The organism is Paenibacillus taichungensis, from assembly GCF_047302525.1.
GTDB classification, from domain to species: Bacteria; Bacillota; Bacilli; order Paenibacillales; family Paenibacillaceae; genus Paenibacillus; species Paenibacillus taichungensis_B.
In genome coordinates, this window is record NZ_CP168020.1 from 2,664,724 (window position 1) to 2,679,790 (window position 15,067).

At 46.1% G+C, this 15,067-nt stretch carries 12 protein-coding genes; 10 read left to right on the top strand and 2 right to left on the bottom strand.

From position 1 onward, the window contains the following. From ACDJ58_RS12255 to ACDJ58_RS12265, 3 genes are read left to right on the top strand one after another with little or no spacing between them, the layout of a single operon-like run. A complete protein-coding gene (locus tag ACDJ58_RS12255; protein ID WP_413378234.1) occupies positions 1-1,254 on the top strand; it encodes a M20 metallopeptidase family protein in 1,254 nt (417 codons plus the stop codon). Next, on the top strand, positions 1,247-2,953 hold the full coding sequence (locus ACDJ58_RS12260) for a M28 family peptidase (RefSeq protein ID WP_413378236.1): 1,707 nt from the start codon (positions 1,247-1,249) through the stop codon (positions 2,951-2,953). Before ACDJ58_RS12255 ends, ACDJ58_RS12260 begins: the two co-directional genes overlap by 8 nt. 58 nt (positions 2,954-3,011) lie before the next feature. Further along, entirely contained in the window at positions 3,012-3,776 is a 765-nt protein-coding gene (locus ACDJ58_RS12265) for an SDR family NAD(P)-dependent oxidoreductase (protein WP_413378238.1), read from the top strand. A 48-nt stretch (positions 3,777-3,824) separates the two neighbouring features. Here ACDJ58_RS12265 and ACDJ58_RS12270 read toward each other — a convergent pair whose 3' ends face one another. Continuing rightward, positions 3,825-4,754 carry a LysR substrate-binding domain-containing protein gene (locus ACDJ58_RS12270; protein ID WP_413378240.1) on the bottom strand — a complete coding sequence of 310 codons (930 nt, stop codon included), beginning with the start codon at positions 4,752-4,754 and terminating at the stop codon, positions 3,825-3,827. 272 nt (positions 4,755-5,026) lie between these two features. On the opposite strand from ACDJ58_RS12270, the gene ACDJ58_RS12275 reads away from it, so the two are divergent. The 3 genes from ACDJ58_RS12275 (at position 5,027) to ACDJ58_RS12285 (ending at position 8,092) form a co-directional block, all read left to right on the top strand. Further along, positions 5,027-5,614 carry a TetR/AcrR family transcriptional regulator gene (locus ACDJ58_RS12275; RefSeq protein ID WP_413378242.1) on the top strand — a complete coding sequence of 196 codons (588 nt, stop codon included), beginning with the start codon at positions 5,027-5,029 and terminating at the stop codon, positions 5,612-5,614. 65 nt (positions 5,615-5,679) lie between these two features. After that, a complete protein-coding gene (locus ACDJ58_RS12280) occupies positions 5,680-7,161 on the top strand; it encodes a DHA2 family efflux MFS transporter permease subunit (RefSeq protein WP_413379635.1) in 1,482 nt (493 codons plus the stop codon). A gap of 277 nt (positions 7,162-7,438) precedes the next feature. Next, a complete protein-coding gene (locus ACDJ58_RS12285) occupies positions 7,439-8,092 on the top strand; it encodes a hypothetical protein (protein ID WP_413378244.1) in 654 nt (217 codons plus the stop codon). A gap of 292 nt (positions 8,093-8,384) precedes the next feature. On the opposite strand, the gene ACDJ58_RS12290 is transcribed toward ACDJ58_RS12285, so the two are convergent. Next, positions 8,385-9,359, bottom strand: coding sequence for an alpha/beta fold hydrolase (locus tag ACDJ58_RS12290; RefSeq protein ID WP_413379637.1), 975 nt, complete (start codon positions 9,357-9,359; stop codon positions 8,385-8,387). 275 nt (positions 9,360-9,634) lie between these two features. Here ACDJ58_RS12290 and ACDJ58_RS12295 point away from each other — a divergent pair, with 275 nt between their 5' ends. From ACDJ58_RS12295 to ACDJ58_RS12310, 4 genes are all read left to right on the top strand, one after another. Further along, positions 9,635-11,143: a response regulator gene (locus ACDJ58_RS12295; protein ID WP_413378246.1), complete on the top strand. Its 1,509-nt coding sequence runs from the start codon at positions 9,635-9,637 to the stop codon at positions 11,141-11,143. Next, a complete protein-coding gene (locus tag ACDJ58_RS12300) occupies positions 11,140-12,906 on the top strand; it encodes a sensor histidine kinase (RefSeq protein WP_413378248.1) in 1,767 nt (588 codons plus the stop codon). The genes ACDJ58_RS12295 and ACDJ58_RS12300 overlap by 4 nt, the downstream gene beginning before the upstream one ends. 214 nt (positions 12,907-13,120) lie before the next feature. Then, a complete protein-coding gene (locus tag ACDJ58_RS12305) occupies positions 13,121-14,083 on the top strand; it encodes an ABC transporter permease (protein ID WP_413378250.1) in 963 nt (320 codons plus the stop codon). Between the two features lie 26 nt (positions 14,084-14,109). Further along, entirely contained in the window at positions 14,110-15,024 is a 915-nt protein-coding gene (locus tag ACDJ58_RS12310; RefSeq protein WP_413378252.1) for a carbohydrate ABC transporter permease, read from the top strand. Positions 15,025-15,067: the final 43 nt, after the last annotated feature.

Sequence of the window (15,067 nt, forward strand, 5' to 3'; positions counted from 1 at the left end):
ATGAGTTTTCATAGTTCAGCCAAAAAGTGGAAGGACGAGGCTATACGGCTTCGCCGCCATATTCACCAGAATCCTGAGCTTGGGCACCAGGAGTTTGAAACGGCCAAGCTGGTTGCTCAATTTTTGGAGGATGTTGGCCTCGAAGTACAGACGGGTGTAGGCGGAACAGGGGTTGTTGGGCTTTTGAAAGGAGGACGTGAGGGAAGAACCATTGGAATTCGCGCCGATATGGATGCACTACCTATTGAAGAGAAGACAGGATTGCCGTTTGCCAGCGTTCACGAAGGGGTGATGCATGCTTGCGGGCACGATGTGCATACCGCCATTCTTCTTGGAACAGCAGCGGCATTAAGTGAGCACAGGGATGAGCTTCAGGGAACGGTGAAGTTCATATTCCAGCCTGCTGAGGAAGTTCAGGGAGGGGCAACGGATCTGATTGATGCAGGTGTATTGCATAATCCGGAAGTGAATGCGATCATTGCGCTCCACGTGTGGCCGGATTTGCCTGCTGGCAAGATTGGTTTGAGAAAAGGGGCCATGCTGGCAGCGGCAGATGCTTTTGATATTCGAGTGACGGGGAAAGGTGGACATGCTGCCTATCCGCATCGAACCATCGATCCGGTCATCATTGCAGCCCAGATTATAACTGCGTTGCAAACGGTAGTATCCCGAAACTTGTCTCCGCTTGATTCTTCCGTCATCTCGATCACGAAACTGCAAAGCAATAGCAATGCTTATAACGTTATCGCTGGGGAGGTCCAACTCAGAGGTACCATTCGTACGCACAATCCTGAGACGCGTGAAGCTGTGCCAGTATATATGAAGCGACTCATTGAGACCATTGCGGAAGGGTTCGGTGGTAAAGCGGAATTTGATTACTACCGCGGCGGTTCTCCTGTAATAAACGATGATCATATCGTCGATGTGATTGAACAGGCAGCGGCAGATACCATTGGTCAGGAAGCTGTGGTGTATCTGAAGGAGCCATCCATGGGCGCCGAAGATTTTGGTGCGTATCTCGAATATGTGCCGGGTGCCATATTTCGGCTCGGCACGATTACAGAAGAAGATGCCCGTTCAGAGCTGCCCCTTCACAGTGATTCCATTATTTTTGATGAGCAAGCGATTGTTACAGGAATATCGGTTCTTGGAGAAGCAGCCATCCGTTACTTGAACAAGAGCAGTGAGGATGAATCAAGGATTGCGCTCGGCGTTGCAGCAGGCAATGAGGACAGGGGGGATCGACATGACTGAGTTGCAGCAACAGTCGGAGGTAGACTCGATACTGCATGAGATCGACCGTGATCTGCTGCTTGAATACAACAGACAGATTGCGAAGGAAATTCGTTTGTCGGGTTCCGAAGAGGAATTACGGGCTTTTCATTATATTAAGGAACAGCTTGAGGACTTTGGGTTGACCACAGAGCTTACGTTTAACAAAGCCTACATCAGTATTCCTGTCAGAGCAGAACTTAAGGTCGGAGGCATTTCTTTTGCAGCTATTACACATTCCATGTCAGCCCAGGCGGAACGTTTGAGCACGCTTTTGAGATTCATAGAGCTAAAGGATACAGACCAGAGCGTCTGGGCTAATCAAGTGACAGGTCATGCGGTGATCGTTCACGGACTTGCGAATGGGCCCACGATATATCGTTTGCAGCAGTTGGGTGCAGCGGCGGTCATATTTATCAATAGTGGTGCGTATACGCATGAAATGATCGTTTCCTCCGTGTGGGGAAATCCGACACCAGAGGATGATGGCTATCCGTCCATTCCGGTTCTGTCGGTCAACCATTCGGATGGAGAGCAGATTAAGTCTTTAATCGCCGCGGAAGAAAGAGAGAATGTAGAGATTACGTTGACCGCGGAAGTGCGTACAGACTGGGTGAACATTCCGACCCTGATTGCTGAGATACAGGGGACGGAAGAACCCGAATCCTTTGTGCTGTTTAGCGGGCATGTGGATTCATGGCATTATGGCGCGATGGATAACGGCTCCGCCAATGCAGTCATGGTGGAGACGGCACGGGTATTATCATTGCATCGCGACACGCTTCGGCGCTCCGTTCGGTTCGCATTTTGGTCAGGCCATTCCCACGGCAGATATGCTGGCTCTGCATTATACAGCGATCTTCATTGGGAAGATTTGCACGAAAACGGGGTGTTGCATATCAATATTGATTCCGTAGCCGCCAAGGGAGCGAGTCATCTCGGTGCAGCAAATACAATGGCAGAGACACGGACACTATGTGCAGATGCCATACGTATCGTCACGGATGAACCTTTTTGCGGTTCCCCGTTTGGGAGGTCGGGAGATCAGTCCTTCTGGGGTGCTGGACTTCCGTCAGCTTTTATGGGGCTGTCCTATCAGCCTGAGGGCTGGTTTGGCTGGTGGTGGCATACGACAGAGGATACGCTGGACAAAATTGATGGAGATTATCTGGCCCGTGATTGCAAAGTGTACGTAGCTGCCGTCTATAATACTGCTTCTGCTCCCATTATTCCAATTGATCAGAGACAGGCGATCCGAACCCTTTCCGAACGAATTGGCTATTATAGAGAGCTTATCGGAGACAAGCTTGATCTTTCGCGCTTAACAAGCAGGGTCCAGCAGCTACAGAATGCCACGGACCAATTCTATGACCGGATAGGCTCTACGTCCCTGCCGGATGCTTCTGTTAATGAAGCGAACCGAACGATATTGTCACTTAGCAGATCGCTGGTTCCCATTAATTATGTTCGAGGCAGCCGGTATGATCATGATGCCGCAGGCAGTCATACACTTGTGCCTGCGCTGTCAGACATCGAACTTCTGGCGGTAGCCGAAGTAGGCAGTGAAGCCTTTTTCAGACTCCAAACATCACTTATACGTCAGGTGAATCGAATTGGTTATGAGATAAAGCAGGCAGAGCGACTTGTCGTGGAGGCCGAAAATAATCTCGTTTGGAATTAACCCAAGGTGAAGCAGCCTGTTTACAGCAAGAACATCATGGTATAGAGGAGCGACTGTCATGCCGGAACGAACATTTGCAGGGAAAAAGGTAGTCATTACCGGAGCGGCAGGTGTCTTTGGCCAATGGATTGCGCAAGCATACGCCGCCGAAGGCGCGAGCCTTTATCTGTCCGATATCCGGGAGGATGCGCTACGAAATACAGTAGATAAGCTGAAGCAGGAGGGAGTGGATGTTCACTGGCATGTAACGAATCTTGTGGATGAACACTCCATTAATGAATTGGTTCAAGCGGTCGAACAGCAATGGAAAGCGCCGGATATCGTCATCAATAATGCGGGAATATATCCATACCGCACACTCATGAACATGACGCTTCAACATTGGAATGAGACGATGGATCTAAATCTGGCAGCACCATTCCTGCTTACTCAGCATTTTGCCAATCAGATGATTGCGAGCGAGGTAGAAGGTTCCTTCATTAATATAAGCTCTGGAGCAGCTTCCACAGCAGGTGTCGGCATGGGGAATTATTCGGTTTCGAAAGTAGGGATCGAGATGCTGACCAAAACCTTTGCCCTGGAGTTGTCGCCCTATCGCATTCGGGTGAATGCGGTTGTGCCGGGTTATGCACCCGGCAGCGAGGTTAGTGTGATGACGAAGGAGCATACGGAACATATGATCAAAATTACACCGCTAGGCCGGACATCAGGTCCGGATGATGCTCCCCAAGCGATATTGTATCTAACTTCTGACCAGGCTTCATTTATTACAGGCAGCATATTAACGGTTGATGGTGGACGCACGGCAGGCAGACTCAAGTAACAGTTTGCGTCCTAATAAAGAAAATAGAATGGCAGCTGGTGAGTCCATTTATGGCATAGCCAGCTGGGAAGGGAGTTCAAATTCGGGAACATATAAATTGCTCTGAAGCAGCGCAGCTCGAATGTCGAGCATGAGCTTTTCGCTCGCGGAACCAATCGGTATATTTCGCTTGCGCAAAATGCCTGCAATGGGCCCAACCTTGAGATCGGCAATTTTTTGGATAACAGTACCGGGAATGGCTGGGCAGATTGTTGCAATCGGAGCGATGGTTATGCCTAATTTGGCTTGTACATAATACTTGTGAGACCGGATATTACTTATTTCGATTCCCTGATAATCGCTGTCGATTTTCTCGGCCAATAGCTGCTCAATGCGGATGCGAATCGGGCAATTGGGGGGCGTGAACAGAAATTGTTGTCCTTTCAGATCTGCTAAATGGATTTCATCACCCTGAGCAAATGGATGTGAATCATACAACAGCAACGCCATCGGTTCAAAAAGCAGCGGTTGAAACTCGGTATCCATACTGGTTTCAGGAGAAGGACAGACGGCAAAGTCAAGCTGCTCATCAATTAGCAGCTCATTAAGCAGCTTGCTATCCCCGATGCGCACGCTGAGCTTAATCTTGGGATTCTGTTTTACAAAAGAAGACAGAATAGCAGGAAGCCGATGGCTGGCTGTTGGCTCGGATACTCCAATTCGTACAAACCCCGCTTGTCCCTGTTGAATGTCGGTGATTGTATTTGTTAAATACTCGTATTCCTTCAGAAGCTGATCGGCTCTGGCGTAGAATATTTTCCCCGCTTCCGTCAATTTAATCTTTTTTCCTCTATCCAGTAATTTCATACCAAGATCGGCCTCAAGTTTCTGCATATGCAGCGTAATTGCGGGTTGTGAATACTGCAAAGCTTCTGCTGCCTGTTGAAAGCTCCCGAGCTTTACAATCGTTTGAAAGGTCTTGATCATTCGCATTTCCATGGCAAACACCTTTCTATTCATTATTGTAATGATCAGTATATCATGCTTAATGCATACTATCCCAATAGGATATCATGCTTAATGCGTACTATCCCAATAGGATATTATGTTTTTAAAATGTTATCAAGGATAATTTGTTCCTGTTCTTTCTAAGCACTGAATTGATAGCGCTATCATGAAAATTGGCCTAAATATAAGGGTTGACAGTGTTTTTCGAAACGGTTTTAATTATATAGACCGATTGTTATAATTCATTTAAGGATGTGGCTTTATTGAGTGAAAAGTCTAATGCTAGAGAACTAATCGTCAGCACAGCAGCCAGACTGTTTTTTTCACAAGGATATCATGCGACCGGTCTAAATCAGATTATTAAGGAGAGCAGTACGCCAAAAGGCTCGTTATATCATTATTTCCCACATGGCAAGGAAGAGCTCGCTCATGAATGCATTCAAAAAGCCAATGAAAACATTCTGCAGAAGTTTGAAGAAATATTTGCAGCCCATGATAATACGGGGGATGCCATTCAGCAATTTATTCATGACTTAGCGATTGAAACGGAGGCGGCAGGTTTTACGGGTTTTCTTCCATTTAGTTTCTGGGCAGCCGTGGAGACCTCATGCATCAGTCAACAATTGCGAATTGCCTGTCAGGACGTGTTTGCAGGATGGCAGCAAATCATTACGAAACATCTGATTTTGGATGGCATAGGTGAAAAGAAAGCACAAGAGATGGGACTTCTCGTCATTTCCTTAATGGAGGGCGCATTGATTATCAGCCTGACCAACCAGGACAAACAGCCTTTGCTGACGGCTGCTGATTATTTGTCCGTTGTGGCGAAGAATGCAAAAGAGAAGCAATAAGCTTCGTAAAGAGAGAAATAGAAATCGTCAGATTGTTTGAGGAGGATGGGATCGTGGAGGCTTCAATGAAGGCTGGATCTGTACAGGATCAACAAGAAACAAAACAATATAAAGTATTTCCGATTTTATTCGCCATGCTACTTAGCGGCTTTATTGGTCTGTTCGGTGAAACGGCACTAAATGTGGCTTTGACACCACTTATGGGCTTGCTGGAAGTTGGACCTACAACGATTCAATGGTTAACGACAGGTTATTTGCTCGTATTAGGAATTTTGGTACCGGTATCCGGTATGCTGTTGCAGTGGTTTACTACAAGACAGCTGTTTACAACTTCCCTGATTTTTTCGATAGCAGGAACTTTTGTTGCTGCGCTTGCACCTAGCTTCGAAATTCTATTAGTGGCACGAGTACTACAGGCAGTAGGTACAGCTCTGTTGTTGCCACTGATGTTTAACACCATATTGGTTATTTTCCCGATCGAAAAACGTGGTGCTGCCATGGGACTGATTGGTTTGGTTATCATGTTTGCGCCAGCAAGTGGTCCGAGTATCTCCGGTCTGATTCTGGCTAACCTGAGCTGGCACTGGATCTTCTGGATCTCATTGCCGTTCTTCATAATCTCATTGGTATGTGGCTTGCTGTTCTTACCGAATATTTCGAAATTGACGAAGCCCAAAATTGATGTTCTTTCCATTGTACTTTCCACACTTGGCTTTGGTGGAATCGTGTACGGATTCAGTAGTGCAGGAGGACATGGGGAAAGTGGCGGTGGCTGGACCAGTCCTATCGTTGTAGCCACACTGGTTATTGGAGTATTATCTTTGCTGCTGTTCAGCATCCGTCAATTGAGAATGAAACAGCCGATGATGGATCTGCGGGCGTTCAAATATCCAATGTTTACAGTCGGCTTGATTCTGATCTTCCTTTGTATGATGATGATGTTGTCATCCATGCTGATCCTGCCGATGTACCTGCAACAAGGTATGGCAGTTACGGCACTGACTGCCGGTCTGGTTCTGCTGCCGGGCAGCTTGCTGAATGGATTCTTGTCCCCAGTTATGGGGCGTCTGTTTGACAAATTCGGTCCGAAATGGCTTGTGATTATTGGTCTTGCTATCGTGACTGTTGTACTCTTCATGTACACAGGAATCACTCCGACAACGACTTTGAGTAAGATTATTACGCTGCATGTGTTCATGATGATCGGGATTTCAATGATTATGATGCCTGCACAAACCAACGGCTTGAATCAATTGCCACCTGATTTCTATCCTCACGGAACGGCAATTATGAATACATTGCAGCAGGTATCCGGGGCTATTGGTACAGCTGTTGCGGTAAGTATACTGAGTGCAGGTCAGACCCGCTTCTTGAGCGGAGTGACGGATCCTGGGAGCCCAGAGAATCAGTTGGCAGGTTTCACATCCGGTGTACAAAATGCATTTATTTTCGCACTGGTTCTTGCTGTGATTGGACTGATCACTTCACTCTTCGTAAAACGAGTTAAGGTCGGTGCTCAGCAGGGCCAACAAGGTCCTATGCATTAATTGAAAGTCATATAAGAAATGAAACGATGCTCTCTCTTCAATAGAGGGCATCGTTTTTTTGTACCTTGACATGAAACGGGTTCCATCCATTAGAGTGAAAATAAACCTGCCAGTCGAAAAGAATAAATCTCGATGTTGGAAGCAAATAGTTCATGTTCTGATGAAATTGTATATGTTCATATGGAATTTTAAAGATAATATAGAGAGTAGATTAATGAATGATAACGGATAGAGGAAAACGTTTTAGAATGTATTTTATAATCAAGGAGACGTCTTTATGAGAATCGTTAAATCAATTCCTGCGAATATTGAACAATTGCTAGATCGATACGAGAAAAACGGTCATCTGACCATGCAAGCTTCACTAATGGGAAAGCAGTCGGTTGTTTATCGTTTACAAGAGTACTGCCTTAAGGTATATACACCTCGTGGAAAAGTGGATGGAGAATTGGAATGTGAGGCGCTCTTGTCATTGCAAAACAATCATCATGTTCCCGAATTGTATGCGTACGCTCCGGGGAATTTTCTACTGACAGAATGGATTGAAGGATTCAACCTGAGACAGTATCGGGCAGCGTACGGACACATACCGCACAATCTAATATATGATATGTTTTCAACAGAACTTCAGCAGATACAGGCGAGTTATCTCGATTGGGATGTCATACGATATGAGAATTTGTTATGGACTGCAACAGGGGAGGTCAAACGAACTGATTTTTGGCTATGTGAACCTGTCAGTTGCCTGCGGATTCGAGAGCGATTACAACAAGAGATTATTCGAAAGATTGAGCGGATATACAGCGGCGATGGAGCTGACCTGGAGGAGGTCGTGCATTATTTTGATCGACACGGTCTCACGACCGCGGAGGTCCAAGAGGCATTAGCACATTTCAGATCGCAAACACCGAGGACAGCACTAGCACAGTGAGACCTTTAATGAAATAAAAACCCAGACGATTACCAGAATCGTTAGGGTTATATTTTGAAACGAATTGTATTGCTATATAAATTGAACTAAAGAATTTTACACTTGCCACTCCGATGACAGAACAACCTTCCGATCGCTGTTATCCCCAGATTTTTTTGGATTCCCTTTTTCAAAGGGGAAAATCCGGGTATAAAGGCGAACGCTCCGCTTCTTCAGGTTATTTCTGTCCTCTACGTTCTTGTGTAAATGTTTAATTCAATTTATATAGTTTAACGTTTGTTCAGGGAATCTACTACTTTACCAGTTCCAATATTTCATCGGCTACAAGATCCGGGTGATATTGATGAATATAATGCTCGGTGTCCTTAACAGTTACATGTTTGGAATGTTCTGACCAGGACGTAAATTCAGCTTGGGTTTTATCCCATATAGGCTCACTGGCTCCGAAGTAATCTGCGGTCACTATGGTAAGCGGAAACGGGAAGGGCTTTTTGTTGTCGACGACAACCTTGGCATTGGCTGTCATTTCACGCAACTCATCCACGGTGTTGGCATTCCCATAGTTAAGTAATAGAGCCGTTGTATCTATTTTCTTCAGATCATCTGGTACAAACTTCAGGCCGTTGCGATTGGCATTGGAAGCTTCCACAACAGCGTCAGACTGTAAAGTCAACCGAAACAAACCTGTTTTGATACGGAATTGGTTCATGAAGCCACCAATCACACTTGCCATATCGTCAGTGTCATTGGCGTAATATTCCGGACTTCCCCCATCCAACATGACAATACCTTGTACTTCATCCGGATATTTTTGCGCAAACCGGAGCGTTTCCAGCGAACCGAGTGAGTGACCCACCAGAACGTATGGTGGTTTTTGCCCAGATACCTCTAATAACTCGTGCAATTCATCTGCCACGGTATCGACATCGCGTTTCTTATCGGTCATATCGCTATAACCATAGCCAAAGCGATCGTAAACTGCGAATTTCGTGTAAGGTGCAAGCTTTTCATAGAGCGGATAATAATCCACATAAGGATCAGCTGTACCCCATCCGGATGCAAGGATAACCGTTGTATCTCCTTGACCACCCGTATATAAATGCATATTGTCTCCATGTATACTGTAGAGCTTTCCAGGCGGAATAAATGTTTTCTGATCCTGACGAGTACTCACTTGTTGATAGATCAAGCCTGTAACCAGAAGGAGAAGTAAAGCCACTGCTCCAAATATAAACGTCTTAAATAATCTTCTGCGTAATTTTTTCATCAACTCTCACATACTCTCTCTGTATTTTCTCTATCATATATGCCCAATCTTATTGGAGAGAAAACAGAGTCTTAATTCCACCTTAATTATTTTTGCCCGATTTAATTGGATGAAATGTATATTTCTCAGAATTGATTGATAGCCAAAGGCGACCCTGTTGATATAATATACCGATATGAAGGATAGAAAGGGCGAGGAAGCGGATCGTGCTTATAAATGTAAGCGCTATCTTAATGAGCACCTTAGCTGTACATTGTAAAAAGGGGGGCATCGCGATGAAAGTATTGATTGCCGATGACGACGATTATACAAGAGAAGGGCTAGTGGAGGCTATCGACTGGAAGAGCTTCGGTGTACATGAGGTGCTTCAGGTCGAGGATGGAGCCAAGGCTTTACGTATTGCAACCGCTCAAAGGCCCGAAATTGTCATTACGGATATACGCATGCCGAAGCTGAATGGGATCGAATTTGCCGAGCAGTTCGTGGCAGTCTGCCCGGATAGCAAGCTGTTATTCATGAGTGGGTACATGGATGTGGCTTATCTGAAGAGCGCGATTCAGCTCTCGGCCGTCGATTATGTGGAAAAGCCGATCAAGTTACCGGAGATGGAGAACGCCATCCAGAAAACAGTACATTATATCGCCGAGCGGAGGGCGCAGCATTTGCTGTTGGATCAGAAGATGAACCTGGAGCGTGTGAAGCTGGCTAATGCGCTGAGAACGAAGTCCCACCCCGCTGATGAACTTAGACGCAAAGCCCAGGAGATCGGTTATCCGGTACATGCGAGCTATGTATGCCTGATCGTATCCCAGTTCAACAAGGAAATGCTGGTCGATGCCGTCAACATCCAGAACTACTGGGAACAACATAATCTTGCTACCATCGGCGAGCAATTGGATTATGACCGTTTGCTGCTTGTCGTGGCACTGCCCCGACCGAATGAGGAGATGGTGAGGGTACTGGCAGAAACGCTATGCAGGGAATACAGCGAGCTTCGTATTGCAGCTGGGCAGGTAGTGGCCGGACTGGAGGAAGTATCCAGAAGTTTCCGCGAAGCGGCACTGGCCATGGAACGTGTTTTTTTCAAGCCAGATCTGTGTTACCTCAAATATGATCCGGTGAATTACTCACCACAAGGGCTCAGAAGCGACATATATCCTGAATTCTACCGGTTGCTGAAGCAGGAACCGGTAGGATTGATCAACTGGATGGAGACGTTCTGTAACAGAGTGCTGGAGGAAGGGGATTTGGCAAGAGAAAGAGTGCTGTCCATGTGTATCACGTTTGCCAATGCGCTGTTCAAGGAGAGAAATGGTGTACTGATCCACATGGGGAAGATGGTTCAGATTCAAGATGTGGAGAAGCAGTTGAACGAATGCTGTACAATGCTTGAGGTGAAGGATCACATGCTTGAGCTGTCTCATGCGTATCAGGAGGAGTTCACACGGATATCGCCATATTCGGGCTTGATTCGTAGTGTGATGAACTATATATCTGACCATTGCAGTGATGTAGACCTGGATGTGCGGGAGATTGCCGACTATGTGCACTTATCCACCGCCCATCTTGGTGTTCTCTTCAAGCAAGAGACAGGAACTACGATTAAACAGTATCTGAATGACTATCGGTTGGAGCTTGCCAAGAGGCTTATTCTTGAGGAGCACTTCAAAATGATCGATATTTCGAAAATGTCCGGTTATGCCAGTGCAGGATATTTTGCCAAGGTGTTTAAGGCTGCTACGGGCGTAACACCTGTGGAATATCGAAAGAAGTTTTCCCAATGAGGGTTCTGAAGTGGCTGGGCAATCTATCTCTGCAAAAAAAACTGGTCATTCTGCTGGCACTCGCAGGCATTATTCCATTGATGATTACTTTCTCGGCGACATACGGCGAACTTCGTAATTCTGTAATCACTGGACAGAACTATGCAGCCAACCAAAGTTTTGACCAAACTTTATCACTGCTGTCCAGCAAATTCTCCCATATTGAGGAAGTGTCGTCGATGATTACGATTGACGAGCAAATCAATGCGGTTTTCTCCAAGGACCCGGAGCGTATGCAGGTGTGGGAGCAGCTGTCCGCCTTTGAACGGATTACGGATTATACACGTATTCTTCAGACAAACTCTGAGATTAACGGTATCGTATATTATATTAATGATGACTTCGTCATAACGGGTCCACATGCAACGATGTATCGTCCATATGCTCAGGTGTCGTCATTGCCCTGGGTCAGGAAGATCGTTGCAGGGGGCGGCGAAGCGGTGTGGGTAATGATGAAAGATGAGAGCAGCACATCGTCCGTGAGTTATTTAGCGCTGGGAAGAGTGCTGTGGAATATTAATGACTATTCCAAGCCGGTAGGCATCGTAACGCTGCGTGTGGAGTTGCCTCAGCTTCAGCCCTATATCATGAACTTAGCCATGGAGCAGCTGGTCTACTTGGATACGGATGAGGGAGAAGTAGTCATCAGCAATGGACATGCGGAGTTGGAACAACGAAATGGATACAGATCTCAGATGAGCCGAAACCAGTTTGAAGAGGTCAGAGTGGGTGACTCCTCTTATATCGTCCGAGATTCGAGAGTTGGATCGAGCAATCTGTTCCTGCATTCCGTTATATCTCCGGATACGGCAGCTACAGCCGTGAATCAGGTGCGAAACAAGGTGCTCTTCGTATACTTGCTTGTCTGCCTGGCTCTACTGGTATGCATCATCCCGGTGACAAAATCCATTACGAGTCGCATCTTCTTGCTTATGAACAGAATGAGTCAGGTTCGGCAAGGCAGATTAAACACGCTGGATATTCCCAATAGGGAGGACGAAGTAGGTCATCTGGTATCCAGCTACAATTATATGATTAACAGTGTCAGGGAACTGATGGACAATCAGTACAGGCTTGGGCAAGATAAGAAAGGGGCAGAACTGCGGGCATTGCAGTCCCAGATTAACCCGCATTTTCTGTACAATACGCTTGATATGATCGTCTGGATGGCTCAGAAAGAAGAGAAGCAGAACGTCCAGCAGGTCGTGTACGCTCTCTCTGATTATTACAAGTTGATTCTGAACAAAGGGGAAGACTTCGTAACTCTGAGGGATGAACTGCGCTTATCTGAGATCTATGTAAGCATTCAGCAGAAGAGATTCAAAGGCAAAATCCAATTCGATGTACACGTAGACGAAGCGGTAATGGAATGTATGTTGCCCAAAATTACGCTCCAGCCTCTAGTTGAGAACGCGATTGTACACGGTATTCTGGAAAAGCCTGAGAGCCGTGGCATCATTACAATTACGGGAGGCATAGAGGAGGGGCGAGTACGGATCGTGGTCACTGACGATGGCCCTGGCTTAGAGCAATCCCCCTCTCGGCTACACCGCCATCAAGGCAGCGGATACGGCGTACATAACATCCGCAAACGGCTGGAGTTTTATTATAATGAAACGGATGGAATACATTATGAATCAGTTCAGGGCAGAGGCACAAGTGTAATCATCAATGTTCCGATGGTTTTTCGGGATATACATGAATTGAAGCAAGCTAGTACATGATTTTGATGAAAAAAATGGCGGTAACATTGGGCGCCGTAAACGAAGCAGACAACGGCAGCCTTTTATGGAATAAGATGTGAGCATGGCGACAGGTATTTATACCTGTCGCTTTTGTTTTGCATTTTCATCGAAAAGTACCAGAAATCTTGTGAAATTCGAATAGTAGAGAGGTGTTGTGTCGGACTACAATAGGAAGCAAGGAAAGGGTGATACGATGGCAGAACCAAATATAGCAATGACAAAAGCGCTCAAACAGAAGAAAAGGCGCTTTGCAGACCTCAGGGAACACAAAACATATTATATTATGCTCATTCCCCTGGTCGTGTTTTTCACCTTATTCAACTACCTTCCCATGGCGGGTCTTTACAACGCGTTTACCGACTATGACTTTAGCAAGGGGTTGTTCAGTCCGTTTGTTGGGTTGAAAAATTTCGAGTTCCTGTTCAAAGGAGGCTGGGATTCAATTGTCTGGAAATTGACTCGCAATACGCTGCTCTATAATGTGGCCTTCATTGTACTCGGCAACATCTGTCAGATCGCCATGGCGGTTCTGCTTAGGGAACTGACATTCAAGAAATTCATGAAAACGTCGCAGACGCTGATGTTCATGCCTTACTTCGTCTCGATGGTCGTGGTTGGTTCCATTGTATACAATCTGTTCAACTACAAGTATGGTGTGTTTAACAACGTTTTTACGTCATTGGGTTTCGAGCGCTTTGACTTCTACCAGTCACCTGAGGTCTGGCCGTTCATTATCGTCATTATCGAAATCTGGAAAGGACTAGGGTACGGGACGGTTATCTATTTGGCATCTATTATGGGTATTGATGAAAGCGTATACGAAGCAGCTTATGTCGATGGCGCCAGCAAGTGGCAACGGATTCGGTACATTACACTGCCGCTTTTGAAGCCGACGGTTATCATTCTAGTTTTGTTTTCCATCGGAGGAATTATGAGGGGACAGTTCGATCTGTTCTGGAACATAATCGGCAACAACGGACTGCTGCTGAATGCAACCGACATTATTGATACGTATGTGTACCGTTCATTAACCGTGAATTTCAGTCTCGGACTGGGGACGGCGGCAGGTCTATATCAATCGATATTCGGATTGGTACTTGTTGTGACGGTAAACGCAATTGTGCGTAAAGTGGATCGTGAAAATTCTTTATTTTAATCGTCAACCGAATGGGAGGAAGCCTGATGGCACAACTTGCTGCAACATCTGACAAGAAGAAGTTAAAAGTGGATGCAAGCTCGAAAATATTCGATGTTATGGCTGTGGTCATTGTTGGCTTGGTAGCACTAATCTGCGTCGCTCCATTTATCCTGATGCTGTCAGGATCACTGAGTGATGAATCCAAAATTGTAGTTAATGGCTACTCACTACTGCCACAGGATTTCACATTGGATGCATACAAGATTGTTTTTACCACCCTGGGAGGGGAAATTGGCAGGGCGTATCTCGTGACCATCTATGTTACGTTGCTGGGTACGTTGCTCGGATTATTGACAACGTCCATGAGCGGATTCATTCTATCCCGTCCGGATTTTAAGCACCGGGACAAGGTTGCCTTCTTTATCTACTTTACCACGCTGTTTAGCGGAGGACTGATTCCCACCTACCTGGTGGTCGCCAATGTGCTGCATCTCAATCATACGTTGTGGGCGATTATCCTTCCGGGTATGATCTCTCCATTTAATGTGTTCCTGTTCCGCAACTATGTCAAAAGCATTCCCAATTCCTTAATGGAGTCGGCACGAATCGACGGGGCAGGCGATTTCAGAATCTATTGGCAGATTGTTCTTCCACTGTCGAAGCCTGTGAGCGCAACCATCGGACTGTTCCTTGGACTGGGTTACTGGAATAACTGGTTTGGTTATAGTCTGTACCTGATTTCAGATCAGGAGAAATGGGGATTGCAGTATCTGCTTTATCGTATGTTATCCCGTGTGACGGATGCCGTCAGGGATGCCCAAATTGTCGTGGATCAACTGCCGAGTGAGACGATGAAGCTGGCAACTACCATGCTAGTAACGGGCCCCATCATACTGTTGTATCCGTACATGCAGCGTCATTTTGTCAGCGGTCTGATTGTTGGAGGCGTGAAGGGATAAATGGTTATGGTTTTACACGATCAGGATAGGGTGAAAGGCTGCC

Bases quoted from the DNA above. Each gene is read 5' to 3' on its own strand.
- ACDJ58_RS12255 (WP_413378234.1), top strand. From the start codon at position 1: ATGAGTTTTCATAGTTCAGCCAAAAAGTGGAAGGACGAGGCTATACGG.
- ACDJ58_RS12260 (WP_413378236.1), top strand. From the start codon at position 1,247: ATGACTGAGTTGCAGCAACAGTCGGAGGTAGACTCGATACTGCATGAG.
- ACDJ58_RS12265 (WP_413378238.1), top strand. From the start codon at position 3,012: ATGCCGGAACGAACATTTGCAGGGAAAAAGGTAGTCATTACCGGAGCG.
- ACDJ58_RS12270 (WP_413378240.1), bottom strand. From the start codon at position 4,754: ATGGAAATGCGAATGATCAAGACCTTTCAAACGATTGTAAAGCTCGGG.
- ACDJ58_RS12280 (WP_413379635.1), top strand. From the start codon at position 5,680: ATGAAGGCTGGATCTGTACAGGATCAACAAGAAACAAAACAATATAAA.
- ACDJ58_RS12285 (WP_413378244.1), top strand. From the start codon at position 7,439: ATGAGAATCGTTAAATCAATTCCTGCGAATATTGAACAATTGCTAGAT.
- ACDJ58_RS12290 (WP_413379637.1), bottom strand. From the start codon at position 9,359: ATGAAAAAATTACGCAGAAGATTATTTAAGACGTTTATATTTGGAGCA.
- ACDJ58_RS12295 (WP_413378246.1), top strand. From the start codon at position 9,635: ATGAAAGTATTGATTGCCGATGACGACGATTATACAAGAGAAGGGCTA.
- ACDJ58_RS12300 (WP_413378248.1), top strand. From the start codon at position 11,140: ATGAGGGTTCTGAAGTGGCTGGGCAATCTATCTCTGCAAAAAAAACTG.
- ACDJ58_RS12305 (WP_413378250.1), top strand. From the start codon at position 13,121: ATGGCAGAACCAAATATAGCAATGACAAAAGCGCTCAAACAGAAGAAA.
- ACDJ58_RS12310 (WP_413378252.1), top strand. From the start codon at position 14,110: ATGGCACAACTTGCTGCAACATCTGACAAGAAGAAGTTAAAAGTGGAT.